Here is a 13,426-nt window from a genome sequence, read left to right as displayed (position 1 = left end):
GAGGCCGTGAGGCCGTGGGTCACGCGGCCTCGGGCCGTGAGTGCCCCCGGCCGTGGGCCCCGAGGTCTTGCGGCCCTGGAGCGGTGACGGTTGCGGCGCGTTCCCCGGGAGTGGGGAGCGCGCCGTTTCCGTTTGCTTATCCCTCCCGCGCCTGCCTCCCCGCGCTCAGTACGTCAGGCCGTGACCGATCTGGTAGAGCGCCTGAGTCGGGGCATCGGCGCGCATTATCGCGACGGGCAGCCGGCCCGCCGGGTCCCGCCGCCCGGCGATCACCCGGGCCGCCGCCCGGAGCTCGACATCCGTCCAGGAGTAGCTCGCCAGGGCCGCCTCGACACCGTCCAACTGGGCGATGTCGTAAGGGTTGCGGACCGCCAGCTGCACCACCGGCTTGCCCGTGGCCAGCAGCGCGGTCACCAGTTTCCGCTGGCGCGAGTCCGCGGTCACGTTGTACGTCGCCACCACCACCGCGTCCCGCTCGCCGAGCGCCGCCACCGCCTCGTCGATCTGCTGCTGGGTCGGCGCCAGGCCCGTGGAGAGCGCGGTGGCCGCAAAGCCCAGTTCGGTGAGGGTCCTGGCCAGGACCGTGGTGGGCGGTCCGCCGGTGCCGGACGGTGCGGCCGCGTCGACGCCCGCCACCAGCACCCGGCGCTCCCGCCGCCGGGACAGCGGCAGGATCCCGGCGTCGTTGCGCAGCAGCGTGGTGGTGCGGTCCGCGATCCGGTCCGCGGCGGTGAGATGACTGCGGATGCCGACCACCCGGTCCACCGCGCGGTGGGTGGTGTACGGGTCCTTGAAGAGCCCGCGCCGCTCCTTGAGCAGCAGGATGCGCAGCAGCTTGGCGTCCAGCTCCCGCTCGGTCAGCTCGCCGTCCCGGAGCGCCTTGAGGACGGCGGCATGCGCGACGGCCAGGTCCGGCGGGTTCAGCAGCTGGTCGACACCGGCCTTGAGGGCGAGCACCGGCACCCGGGCATCGCCGTACTTCTTGCGGACGCCCTCCATGCCGAGGGAGTCCGTCACCACCACACCGTCGTAGCCGAGGCGTTCGCGCAGGATGCCGGTGAGGATCGGACGGGAGAGGGTGGCCGGGTCCTCGCTCGGGTCGAAGGCGGGCACGACGATATGCGCCGTCATGATCGAATCGATGCCGGCGGCGATCGCGGCCTTGAAGGGCGGCGCGTCCAGCCGCTCCCACTCCTCGGCGGTGTGGTGGATGTACGGCAGCCCGACATGGCTGTCGGTGTCGGTGTCGCCGTGCCCGGGGAAGTGCTTGGCGCAGGAGGCGATCCCGGCGCCCTGATAGCCCTTCACCTCGGCGGCGACCATACGGGCCACGGCCTGCGGGTCCGCGCCGAAGGACCGGACGCCGATGACCGGGTTGGCGGGGTTGACGTTGACATCGGCGTCCGGCGCGTAGTCCTGCCGGATGCCCATGGCGTACAGCTCCTGGCCGGCGATCCCGGCCGCCGTACGGGCGTCGTCGCGGGAGCCGCCCGCGCCCAGCGCCATCGCCCCGGGGAAGAGCGTCGCGGGCGCGCCGACCCGGGCCACTATGCCGTGCTCCTGGTCCGTGGAGATCAGCAGCGGGACGGGGACGCGCTGGGCGGCGGCGGCCTTCTGGATGCCGTTGGACAGGTCGGCGATCTGGTGCGGGTCACGGGTGTTGTGCGCCCAGCCGAAGTAGATGATGCCGCCGACGTGGTACCTGGCGATCAGCTCGGCCGCGTTCGCGACCCCGATCTCCTTCTGGTTGGCGGCGGCATCGGCCGGGTCGGGGTCGGTGGCGGAGTGCCCGTAGACCCGCATGACGAACAGCTGGCCGGCCTTTTCCTCCGGTGACATACGGGAGATGAGACGGCGCAGCCGGGCCCGGGTGGCGGGGGTGACGGAGGGGGAGGGGGGCTGGGGTCCGATGGAGGGCGCGGCGGCGGTGCCCGCGGCAGCGGCGGCAGCGGCGGCCGCGGTGGTCAGGACGGTACGTCGGGAGTGCATGTGCGCTCCTTCCGGAGGGCTTCCTCGGCTCATTGAAGGAAACTTCCAAGGAGACACGGATAGCCGGAAAACTATTGTCGGTCAATGACTCGATTCGTGGTGGCGCTCAGGTATTGCGCGGCGGACGGGGATATGTGATGGGGCGTCGGGCAGGGCGCGGGCGGCCTGGCACAGGGCCCGGGGCCAGGGGCGTACACCCGGGCCCCGGACCCCGAGCCGGGATCAGGAGGCGGCGGGCCCCTCCAGGAGCCGCTGGAGGTACGCGCGGCCCGGGGCCAGGAGGGCGGGGAGGTCGGCCGCCTCCGGGTACCAGCGCTTCTCGTACTCCCAGCAGAGCCAGCCCCCCGCGCCCTGGTCGTAGGTGCCCTCCGGGGCCGGCACCGGGCCGTGGGCGTCCGCGGGCTCCCGGCCGAGGGTGCCCAGGGCGGTCGCCAGCGGGAGCGCGCCGGCGCCGAGCGGGAGGGGGGTGCGGTCCTCGGCCGAGGCGACATCCTTGACCTGCACATAGCCCAGATGCGGGGCGAGCGCGGCGTGGGTGTCGACGGGCTCCTCGCCACCGAGCCAGCTGTGCAGCACGTCCCACAGCGCCCCGACCCGGCGATGGCCCACGAGGCCCAGCACCCGGGCCGCGGCCGCACCGGTCCCGTGCGAATCGTGGGTCTCCATCAGGACCCGCACGCCCCGCTCGGCCGCGAGCGGCGCCACCGCCGCGAGCCGGCGGGCGGCATCCGCGTCCGCCTCGGCCGCCGGACGGTCCCCGCCGCCGGGGAATACCCGGACGTACGGCGCGCCCAGATCGGCGGCGAGGCGCACCAGCTCGGCCAGCTCCTGCGCCAGCTCCTCCTCGCCCGCCGCATCCCGGGCGGCGGCGACCTGCGCGTATCCCGCAACGGCCAGGATCTCCACACCGGCGTCCGCGAACTGCCCCCGTACCGCGGCCCGTTCCCGCGCCCCGAGCAGCGGATGCACGGGCTCCTCCGGATGCGCCCGTAGTTCGACCCCCTGATACCCGGCCCCGGTCGCCAGCCGCAGCACCTCGGGCACCGGCATCCCCGGCACCCCGAGGGTCGAGAACGCATAGCGCATCGCAGGGGTCCTGCCGTTCGCGCGGTCCGTGGTGGCCATGCCTGCGCTCCTTCGTGTCGCCCACATCAGCTAGGGGGAGTCGTCGCTGTTCTCTCCGTCCTTCCCGGCCCGCCCGTTTTCATCGCCCCTTCGCCCGCACCGTCACCCGCGCACCCACAGCGTCCGCCGCGCCCTCACAGCGTCAGCCGCCAGTCCTGGCCGACCAGCTCCTGCCCGAAGCTGTGGTGCGCCGACTCGGCGACCAGCTCGAAACCGGCCCGCTGGTAGATGCGGCGGGCCGCACCGAGGACGGAGTTGGTCCACAGCACCATCTCGCCGTACCCGGCCTCCCGCGCGAACTCCACGCAGGCATCGACGAGTCGACGGCCCGCCCCGTGTCCGCGGGCGGCCGGATCCACGAGCAGCAGCCGCAGCCGGGCGACCCCCGGCCTGCCGTCCCGTACGCACATCACCGCGCCCACCCGCTCGCCGCCCAGCTCCGCTATCCAGGTGCGGTCCCACCGCGGGTCGAAGTCCTCGGCGTACTCCGCGACGATCCGGGCCACCAGCGCCTCGTAGCTCAGATCGAAGCCGTACTCGGCGGCGTAGAGCGTGGCGTTGCGCTCCACCATCCAGCCGAGGTCCCCGGGGCCGGAGGTGCGCAGCGTGAGCTCGGGCGCGCGGTCCCCGGGCGGCTGCGGTGCGTCCTCGTCGAGCAGGGTGCGAATCGTGCGCATCGCGGCGACCAGGCGGGCACGGTCGGCGGCCGGCAGCTTCTGCAGCAGCGACCCCGCAGCGTCCTGGGAGCGCTCCTCCAGCAGGCCGGCCGCCTCCCGGCCGCCCTCGGTCAGCGTGATGCGCTGCCGCCGCGGGTCCGGCTCGGACCTGCCGCGGGTGATCAGCTCGCGGTCCTCGAACTTGCCGAGCAGCCGGCTGAGGTAGCCGGCGTCCAGCGACAGCGAGACGCGCAGATCCGCGGCGTCCACCGGCGGATGGTTGGCGACCTCGTAGAGCACCCGGGCCTCGGTGAGGGTGAACGGGGTGTACAGATGCCGCCCGTAGTCGAGCGCACCGATCAGGTTCGTATAGAAGCGGTTGAATCTGCGCAGCTCGCGGACGTCCGCCGCGGCGTCGGGCAGGGCCTCGCGCGGTGTGCCGGACGGCACGGCGGATGGCGCGTCGGATGGCGTCCTGGTGGTCATGGCCGACCCCTCACCTTTGACTGAGTCAAGAGTAAGCTGCCGGGGCCGATCCGCACATCCCTCTTTCGTGTCATCCGCCCCTTCATGCGTCCGCCCCTTCATGCGTCCGTGCCGTCATGCGTCCGTGCCTTCTGCGCCGGCACCCGCCCCTTTGTTCGTGTCCCGCCACGCGGTCTGGCGCCCGCCGCCCGGAAGGCGCTTACTGGAGCGGGACTGCCACCTGCTGTGCGCGAGAGGGGCCGGGCCGTGACACACACGACCGTACGCATCGCCATGAACGGCGTGACCGGGCGCATGGGCCGGCGCCAGCACCTGGTCCGCTCCCTCCTCGCCCTGCGGGAACAGGGCGGCCTCGCACTGGCCGACGGCACGGTGATCTGGCCCGAACCGGTCCTCGTCGGCCGCAGCGCGCCCAAGCTGCGGGCCCTGGCCGAACGGCACGGCCTGGAGCACTGGAGCTGCGACCTCGACGCCGTACTGGGCGACGACACCATCGGCATCTACTTCGACGCCCAGGTCACCGCCGCCCGCGAGGAGGCCGTGAAGAAGGCGATCGCCGCCGGAAAGCATCTCTACGTCGAAAAACCCACCGCGGGCAGCCTCGCGGGCGCGCTGGAGCTGGCCCGGCTCGCCCAGGAGGCGGGCGTCAAGAACGGCGTCGTCCAGGACAAGCTCTTCCTGCCGGGCCTGCGCAAGCTCCGCCGCCTCGTCGAGGGCGGCTTCTTCGGCCGCATCCTGTCCGTGCGGGGCGAGTTCGGCTACTGGGTCTTCGAAGGCGACTGGCAGGAGGCGCAGCGCCCCTCCTGGAACTACCGCGCCGAGGACGGCGGCGGCATCGCGGCCGATATGTTCCCGCACTGGGAGTACGTCCTGCACGAGCTGTTCGGGCCGGTCCGCACCGTCCAGGCGCAGCTGGCCACCCACCTCCCGCGCCGCTGGGACGAGTCGGGCGCCCCGTACGAGGCCACCGCCGACGACGCCGCCTACGGCATCTTCGAACTGGCCGGCGGCATCGTCGCCCAGATCAACTCCTCCTGGGCGGTGCGGGTGCACCGCGACGAACTGGTCGAGTTCCAGGTCGACGGCACCGAAGGGTCGGCCGTCGCGGGCCTCCGCCACTGCCGGGTCCAGCACCGTGCCCACACCCCCAAACCGGTCTGGAACCCCGACCTTCCGGTAACCGAGCCGTTCCGCGCGCAGTGGCACGAGGTTCCCGACAACGCCGTCTTCGACAACGCGTTCAAGGTGCAGTGGGAGCTGTTCCTGCGGCACGTCGTCCGCGACGAGCCCTGGCGCTGGGACCTGGCGGCGGGCGCCCGCGGGGTCCGGGTCGCCGAACTGGGGCGGCGGTCCTCGGCGGAGGGCCGCCGCCTGGACGTACCGGAGCCGGGCCGGTGAACGCGCCGACGGACCCTTCGGCACCCCAGGGGGCGGAACCCCCGGTGCCCCACGGGGCGGGCCCCTCCGCACACAACGGGGCGAACCGGCCCGTCCCCGGGGCCGGCCCCGGTGCCCGCCCGGTGCCCCCGCGGCCCCCGCTGCGCTCCCGTACGGTCTTCGCCGCCGCCCATGTGGTCGCCGATCCACGCGCCGACACCACCCCGGACGGCCCGGCCGCCGTCGACTGGGACGCCACCCTCGCCTTCCGGCACCACCTGTGGGCGCACGGCCTGGGCGTGGCCGAGGCGATGGACACCGCACAGCGCGGCGCGGGCCTGGACTGGGACGCCGCCGCCGAGCTGATCCGCCGCTCCGCCGCCGAGGCCAGGACGGTCGGCGGCCTGCTCGCCTGCGGCGCCGGAACCGACCAACTGCCGCCGCACGAAACCTCCCTGGACCGCGTCCGCGGCGCCTACGAGGAACAGCTCGGGCTCGTCGAGGACGCCGGCGGCCGCCCGGTCCTGATGGCGTCCCGTCAGCTGGCCGCGGCCGCCACCGGCCCGGAGGACTACCGCACGCTCTACGGCCACCTCCTGCGCCAGACCGCCCGGCCGGTGATCCTCCACTGGCTGGGCCCGATGTTCGACCCGGCGCTGGCGGGCTACTGGGGCAGCGAGGAACTCGACGCCGCCACCGAGACGTTCCTCGCGATCATCGCCGACCACCCCGGCAAGGTCGACGGCATCAAGGTCTCCCTCCTGGACCCCGCCCGGGAGGTGGCGCTGCGCCGCCGACTGCCGGGGACGGTGCGCTGCTACACCGGCGACGACTTCCACTACCCCGAGCTGATCGCGGGCGACGACCACGGCTTCAGCGATGCGCTGCTGGGCGTCTTCGACCCGCTCGCCCCGGCCGCCGCCGACGCCGTACGCCTCCTGGACGGCGGGGACACCGCGGCGTTCCGGGCCGCCCTGGACCCCACCGTCGCCCTCGCCCGGCACCTCTTCCAGGCGCCCACCCGCCACTACAAGACCGGCATCGTCCTGCTGGCCTGGCTGGCGGGCCACCAGGCCCACTTCACCATGGTCGGCGGTCTGCAGTCGGCCCGTTCACTGCCCCACCTGCGGCGCGCCCACGAACTCGCCGACGGGCTCGGCCTGTTCCCCGACCCGGAACTCGCCGCCCACCGGATGCGGCAACTGCTCGCGGTGTACGGGGCGGAGGACGCATGAGCGACGGCACCGCTGGTCTCCTCGACCGTCTCAGCCTCAACCAGGAGACCGTCCGGCAGTGGTCGCTGCCCGAACTGGCCGACGGCTGTGCGCGGGCCGGTGTACGGGGCGTGGGCCTGTGGCGGGCGCCGGTGCAGGAGTACGGGGTGGCCGCGGCCGCCCGGCTCGTACGGGACGCCGGGCTGCGCGTCACCAGCCTGTGCCGGGGCGGGTTCTTCACCGCCACGGACCCGGCCCGGCGGGCGGCCGCCCTGGACGACAACCGGGCGGCCGTCGACGAGGCGGCCGCCCTCGGGACCACCACCCTGGTCCTGGTCTCCGGCGGACTGCCGCCCGGCAGCCGGGACCTGCCCGGCGCCCGGGAACGGGTCGCCGACGCGCTGGCCGAGCTGGGCCCGTACGCCGCGGAGCGGGGCGTCCGGCTGGCCCTCGAACCCCTGCACCCGATGTACGCGGCGGACCGCTGTGTGGTCTCCACCCTCGCCCAGGCGCTGGACCTCGCCGAGCGGTTCCCCGCCGGGCAGGTGGGCGTGGTCGTCGACACCTACCACCTGTGGTGGGACGACACCGTCGGCACCCAGATCGGCCGCGCGGGCGGCACCGGCGAGGAGGCCGCCTCGCGGATCGCCGCCTTCCAGCTCGCCGACTGGGTCACCCCGCTCCCCGAGGGCGCGTTGCTGGGACGCGGGCAGCTCGGGGACGGCGCCGTGGACCTGCGGTGGTTCCGCGAGCGGGTCGAGACGGCCGGCTACCGGGGGCCGATCGAGGTCGAGATCTTCAACCCGGCGCTGTGGGCACGGGACGGCACGGACGTGCTGGCGGAGGTCGTGGACCGCTTCCTCGCGCACGTCGGCTGACGAGGCACAGCGCACAGCGGGTGCCGGAGAAATAACTCAGCGGATCTGCGCAACCGTTGGCCGTCCACGAAGGTCATAGCTGACGCTGGTCCCGAAAGGGGAGGGGCCCGGGGGGGACCCGGGACCGGCGTGGAGGGGGAATCGAGGGGCCCGACCATCGGACGGGCCCCTCGATAGGAACCGGATGTGCCGCCTCCGAGGGGCCCGCGGGTCCCGCCGCCCGCGCGGTGTCAGACCCCGGCGGTACGGTCGGTCCATGGTCAACGCAGCCGTGATCGAAGGGGTCCTGGAGCGGATCACCTACGCCAACGAGGAGAACGGCTATACGGTCGCGCGGGTCGACACCGGCCGCGGCGCGGGCGATCTGCTGACCGTCGTCGGCGCGCTGCTCGGGGCGCAGCCGGGCGAATCGCTGCGCATGGAGGGCCGCTGGGGCTCCCACCCCCAGTACGGCAAGCAGTTCACCGTCGAGAACTACACCACCGTCCTGCCCGCCACGATCCAGGGCATCCGCCGCTATCTGGGCTCCGGCCTGATCAAGGGCATCGGCCCGCGGATCGCCGACCGCATCGTCGAACACTTCGGCACGGACACCCTTGACGTCATCGAGACCACCCCCGCGCGCCTGGTGGAGGTGCCGGGCCTCGGCCCCAAGCGGACGAAGATGATCGGCGCCGCCTGGGAGGAGCAGAAGGCCATCAAGGAAGTCATGGTCTTCCTCCAGGGCGTCGGCGTGTCCACCTCCATCGCGGTGCGGATCTACAAGAAGTACGGGGACGCCTCCATCTCCGTCGTCCGCAACCAGCCCTACCGCCTGGCCGCCGACGTCTGGGGCATCGGCTTCCTGACCGCCGACCGCATCGCGCAGTCCGTGGGCATTCCGCACGACAGCCCCGACCGCGTCAAGGCGGGCCTGCAGTATGCGCTGTCGCAGTCCACGGACCAGGGCCACTGCTTCCTGCCCGAGGAGCAACTGATCGCCGACGCGGTGAAGTTGCTCCAGGTGGACACGGGCCTGGTCATCGACTGTCTGGGCGAGCTGGCCGCGGACCCGGAGGGCGTGGTGCGCGAACAGGTGCCGGGCGACGCGGACGGTGCGCCGCCGGTCACCGCCGTCTACCTGGTGCCCTTCCACCGCGCCGAGATCTCCCTGGCCGGCCGGCTGACCCGGCTGCTGCGCACCGACGAGGACCGGATGCCGGCGTTCCGCGACGTCGACTGGGACAAGGCGCTGGCCTGGCTGGCGCGCCGGACGGGCGCCGAGCTGGCCCCCGAGCAGCAGCAGGCCGTGCGGCTGGCGCTGACGCAGAAGGTCGCGGTGCTCACCGGCGGGCCCGGCTGCGGCAAGTCCTTCACCGTCCGGTCCGTCGTCGAGCTGGCCTGCGCCAAGAAGGCCACGGTCGTGCTGGCGGCGCCCACGGGCCGGGCGGCCAAGCGGCTCTCGGAGCTGACCGGCGCGGAGGCCTCCACGGTCCACCGCCTCCTGGAGCTCAAGCCCGGAGGCGACGCCGCCTATGACGCGGACCGGCCGCTGGACGCCGATCTGGTGGTCGTCGACGAGGCCTCGATGCTGGATCTGCTGCTCGCCAACAAGCTGGTCAAGGCGGTGCCGCCGGGCGCCCATCTGCTGCTGGTGGGGGACGTCGACCAGCTGCCGTCGGTGGGCGCGGGCGAGGTGCTGCGCGATCTGCTCGCCGGGGGAGGGGCCGCGCGTAGTGCGTCGGAAAGGGGCGGTGGTCGGGTGGCGGGAGGGACCGTGCCGGCCGTCCGGCTGACCCGGATCTTCCGGCAGGCCCAGCAGTCCGGGGTGGTCACCAACGCCCACCGCATCAACTCCGGCGTCCCGCCCCTGACGACCGGGCTGACGGACTTCTTCCTGTTCGCCGAGGAGGACGCCGAGGAGGCCGGCCGGCTGACGGTGGATGTCGCGGCCCGCCGGATCCCGGCGAAGTTCGGCCTCGACCCGCGCCGGGACGTCCAGGTGCTCACCCCGATGCACCGCGGCCCGGCCGGTGCGGGCGCCCTGAACGGCCTGCTCCAGCAGGCCGTCACCCCCGCCCGCCCCGACCTGCCCGAGCGCCGCTTCGGCGGCCGGGTCTTCCGCGTCGGCGACAAGGTCACCCAGATCAGGAACAACTACGAAAAAGGCCTGAACGGCGTCTTCAACGGCACGGTCGGCGTGGTCACCGCCCTGGACTCCGACGAGCAGCGGCTGACCGTGCGCACCGACGAGGACGAGGAGGTCCCCTACGACTTCGACGAACTCGACGAACTCGCGCACGCCTATGCCGTGACGATCCACCGCTCGCAGGGTAGTGAGTACCCAGCGGTGGTGATTCCGGTCACCACCAGTGCCTGGATGATGCTGCAGCGCAATCTGCTGTATACCGCAGTGACCCGGGCAAAGCGCTTGGTGGTGCTGGTCGGCTCCCGTAAGGCCTTGGGACAGGCCGTCCGCACGGTATCCGCCGGTCGGCGGTGTACGGCGCTCGATCACCGGCTCGCCGGTGCGATGTGAGAGGTCACCCCTCTTTCCCATTCGGGGCGAAGGGGGGCAGGATGGGCACTCAGACGGCACTGAGTGCCGCAGACAGGCCCTATGGCCGACCCCGAGTGCACAACCAAGGCCCAAATGGGGGAAGGTATAGGCAGTCAGGGCACCTCGAAGAAGAGGCACAACGTCGGTGAGGGATGACGTGAGCGACAACTCTGTAGTACTGCGTTACGGGGACGGCGAATACAGCTACCCGGTCGTCGACAGCACTGTTGGCGACAAGGGCTTCGATATCTCGAAGCTGCGCGCCCAGACCGGTCTGGTGACCCTGGATTCCGGTTACGGCAACACCGCGGCGTATAAATCCGCGATCACCTATCTCGACGGTGAGAACGGGATTCTTCGTTACCGCGGGTACCCGATCGAGCAGCTCGCAGAGCGCAGCACGTTCGTCGAGACCGCGTACCTCCTCATCAACGGTGAGCTGCCCACCGTCGATGAGCTGGCGAACTTCAAGCAGGACATCACCTACCACACCCTGCTCCACGAGGACGTCAAGCGCTTCTACGACGGCTTCCCCCGGGACGCCCACCCGATGGCGATGCTGTCCTCGGTCGTCAGCGCGCTGTCGACCTTCTACCAGGACAGCCACAACCCGTTCGACGAGCAGCAGCGCCACATCTCCACGATCCGGCTGCTGGCCAAGCTCCCGACGATCGCGGCCTACGCGTACAAGAAGTCGGTCGGCCACCCGGTCGTCTACCCGAGCAACGACCTCGGGTACGTCGAGAACTTCCTGCGCATGACCTTCTCGGTGCCCGCCGCGGACTACGACCTCGACCCGGTGGTGGTCAGCGCCCTCGACAAGCTGCTGATCCTGCACGCCGACCACGAGCAGAACTGCTCCACCTCCACGGTCCGGCTGGTCGGCTCCTCGCAGGCGAACCTCTTCGCCTCGATCTCGGCCGGCATCAACGCCCTGTGGGGCCCCCTGCACGGCGGCGCCAACCAGTCCGTGCTGGAGATGCTGGAAGGCATCCAGCGCGACGGCGGCGACGTCGACACCTTCATCCGCAAGGTGAAGAACAAGGAAGACGGCGTGAAGCTCATGGGCTTCGGGCACCGCGTCTACAAGAACTTCGACCCCCGCGCGAAGATCATCAAGGCGGCGGCGCACGACGTCCTCTCCGCTCTCGGCAAGTCCGACGAGCTGCTGGACATCGCCCTCAAGCTGGAGGAGCACGCGCTCTCCGACGACTACTTCGTCGAGCGCAAGCTCTACCCGAACGTCGACTTCTACACCGGCCTGATCTACCGGGCCATGGGCTTCCCGACCGAGATGTTCACCGTGCTCTTCGCGCTCGGCCGGCTGCCCGGCTGGATCGCCCAGTGGCACGAGATGATCAAGGAGCCCGGCTCCCGCATCGGCCGCCCGCGGCAGATCTACACCGGTGTCGTCGAGCGCGACTTCGTGCCGGTCGAGGAGCGCTGACGGCCGCCCTTCGAGGGCAGCCCGCGTGCATAAAGAAAGCGCCCCGCCTCCGGATCCCCCCACGGGTCCAGAGTGCGGGGCGCTTCCCGTGTCCCGGTTGGATTCCCCCCACGGGATCCGTCCGGGCGTTCCGGGTTGCACCGCGATCTGCCGGGACGCGCACGTTCGGGAGGGCCGCTCAAAGCTCCCCGGGCACGTCGCCCCGGCCACGCGTAGCCGGGCACGATCCCCCAAGATCGGCACGGCTGTTGCTGTGCAAGCCCCGCCGGGGTGCCTGCACTGCCCGGTTAGACTCACGACCCCCCTCAATGGTTACGTTCCCATGAGTGTGATCTGGGTCTCTTGCCATATGGGGGCGAATGCGGTCAAGGGCCCCGATCTGGAGATCGGGGGCCTTGGGTATGGGTGTTGTGTCAGTTGTAAGGGCTGTGTGAAATTTCCTGGGCCCGGGTCGTCGGCAACCGTGAACCGCATCCGGGCGGCCGCGGTCAGGCCGCCTGACCCACCAGCTCGTAGCCGGCCTCGTCGACGGCCGCACGGACGGTCTCCTCGTCCAGTGGGGCCTTGGAGGTGACGGTCACCAGGCCGGTGGCCGCGACCGCCTGTACCGAGCTCACCCCGGCGAGCTCGCCGATCTCGGACCTCACCGCCCCCTCGCAGTGGCCGCAGGTCATGCCGGTGACCCGGTACGTGGTGGTCACCTCGCCGATCTGGACGTCGGCGCCGCCGCCGGACCGGCAGGAGCTTTCGGGGGTGCAGCAGGAGCTGTTCTCGGCCATGGGGGATTCTCCTTGTGGTGCCGATGTGTTCCGTGTGGTGCCACGAGTCGGCGAGCCGCGGCCCACCGCGAGTGGCTCCGATAACGCCGGCGGCTCCCGACCTTAGGCACTGTATACCCCTAGGGGGTATCAATCCAGCTTCCGGCGCGCCCACCACGTTGCCGCCCGCCCCGCCACGCGTCAGCCTTGGGACATACGGGCTCGGGGCGGATCCGAGGAGGCGGCCGGATGGACGTACTCGCCCTCTACGGCCTGCTGGTGCTCACCACGCTGCCACCTCTGATCCCCAACTCCGCCCTGCTTGTCACGACTGGAGTACTCGCCTCCCGGGGCGAGGTGTTCCTCCCCCTCGTCCTGCTGATCGTCGGGGGCAGCGCACTGCTCGGGGACCTCCTCATGTACCTCGGCGCACGGCACTTCGGCGAGCCCGTACGGGCCTGGCTGCGCCGCAACCCCCGCCGCAGGTCGCTGCTGGACTGGACCTCCCACCGCATCCAGCGCTACGGCCTGCCCTTCGTGATCGCCGTACGGTTCCTCCCCAGCGGCCGGATCGTCGGCGCCCTGGCGTCCGGGGTCCTGCGCTACCCGCTGCGCAAATACGCGCTCGGCGCCGCCGTCGCCGAGGCGACCTGGGCCACGTACTCGGTCGGCCTCGGCTACCTGGGCGCCGCCACCACCGGCCGCCCGCTCTACGCGGCCGGCATCGGCTTCGGCGTCTCCTGCGCGGTCGCCGCCGTCGGCGCCGCGATCCAGTGGGCCGCCCGCCGCCGCGCCCTGCGCGACCCGCCGGAGGGGGGCGGCGAGGGCGGGAACGGCGAAAGCCCCGAAGGGGGCGACGGCGGCCGGGGCGAGGGGTGGGGCGGCCGGGCCTCGTCCGTCGCGTCGGCGCGATTGTCAGTGGCTGCCCCTACAGTGCAGACATGACGCTGATTACGG

General features: G+C 72.2%; 10 protein-coding genes. 6 read left to right on the top strand and 4 right to left on the bottom strand.

What is annotated here, in order from left to right:
- Positions 1–165: 165 nt before the first annotated feature.
- From Scani_RS30325 to Scani_RS30315, 3 genes are all read right to left on the bottom strand, one after another.
- A complete protein-coding gene (locus tag Scani_RS30325; RefSeq protein ID WP_159480963.1) occupies positions 166–1,989 on the bottom strand; it encodes a glycoside hydrolase family 3 protein in 1,824 nt (607 codons plus the stop codon).
- Positions 1,990–2,211: 222 nt separating this feature from the next.
- Positions 2,212–3,075: a sugar phosphate isomerase/epimerase family protein gene (locus Scani_RS30320; protein WP_159482462.1), complete on the bottom strand. Its 864-nt coding sequence runs from the start codon at positions 3,073–3,075 to the stop codon at positions 2,212–2,214.
- A 173-nt stretch (positions 3,076–3,248) separates the two neighbouring features.
- A complete protein-coding gene (locus Scani_RS30315) occupies positions 3,249–4,256 on the bottom strand; it encodes a bifunctional helix-turn-helix transcriptional regulator/GNAT family N-acetyltransferase (RefSeq protein WP_159480962.1) in 1,008 nt (335 codons plus the stop codon).
- Positions 4,257–4,502: 246 nt separating this feature from the next.
- Between Scani_RS30315 and Scani_RS30310 the strand changes: the two genes are divergently transcribed.
- The 5 genes from Scani_RS30310 (at position 4,503) to Scani_RS30290 (ending at position 11,711) form a co-directional block, all read left to right on the top strand.
- On the top strand, positions 4,503–5,654 hold the full coding sequence (locus Scani_RS30310; RefSeq protein WP_159480961.1) for a Gfo/Idh/MocA family protein: 1,152 nt from the start codon (positions 4,503–4,505) through the stop codon (positions 5,652–5,654).
- Between the two features lie 122 nt (positions 5,655–5,776).
- A complete protein-coding gene (locus Scani_RS30305; RefSeq protein ID WP_246296233.1) occupies positions 5,777–6,868 on the top strand; it encodes a dihydrodipicolinate synthase family protein in 1,092 nt (363 codons plus the stop codon).
- The gene (locus Scani_RS30300; protein WP_159480959.1) at positions 6,865–7,725 is read left to right on the top strand and encodes a sugar phosphate isomerase/epimerase family protein; all 861 of its coding nucleotides are present in this window, start codon (positions 6,865–6,867) and stop codon (positions 7,723–7,725) included. The genes Scani_RS30305 and Scani_RS30300 overlap by 4 nt, the downstream gene beginning before the upstream one ends.
- Before the next feature lie 256 nt (positions 7,726–7,981).
- Positions 7,982–10,243: an SF1B family DNA helicase RecD2 gene (recD2, locus tag Scani_RS30295; protein ID WP_159480958.1), complete on the top strand. Its 2,262-nt coding sequence runs from the start codon at positions 7,982–7,984 to the stop codon at positions 10,241–10,243.
- 178 nt (positions 10,244–10,421) lie between these two features.
- Positions 10,422–11,711, top strand: a complete 1,290-nt coding sequence (locus Scani_RS30290; protein ID WP_159480957.1) for a citrate synthase — start codon at positions 10,422–10,424, stop codon at positions 11,709–11,711.
- A gap of 488 nt (positions 11,712–12,199) precedes the next feature.
- On the opposite strand, the gene Scani_RS30285 is transcribed toward Scani_RS30290, so the two are convergent.
- Complete coding sequence (locus tag Scani_RS30285) at positions 12,200–12,490, bottom strand: heavy-metal-associated domain-containing protein (RefSeq protein WP_159480956.1); 291 nt, start codon at positions 12,488–12,490, stop codon at positions 12,200–12,202.
- A 228-nt stretch (positions 12,491–12,718) separates the two neighbouring features.
- Between Scani_RS30285 and Scani_RS30280 the strand changes: the two genes are divergently transcribed.
- Positions 12,719–13,414: a DedA family protein gene (locus tag Scani_RS30280; RefSeq protein ID WP_159480955.1), complete on the top strand. Its 696-nt coding sequence runs from the start codon at positions 12,719–12,721 to the stop codon at positions 13,412–13,414.
- The last annotated feature ends 12 nt before the right edge of the window (positions 13,415–13,426 follow it).

The sequence above is a fragment of the Streptomyces caniferus genome (assembly GCF_009811555.1).
Classification (GTDB): domain Bacteria; phylum Actinomycetota; class Actinomycetes; order Streptomycetales; family Streptomycetaceae; genus Streptomyces; species Streptomyces caniferus.
This window is presented reverse-complemented; position numbering and strand designations above follow the sequence as displayed.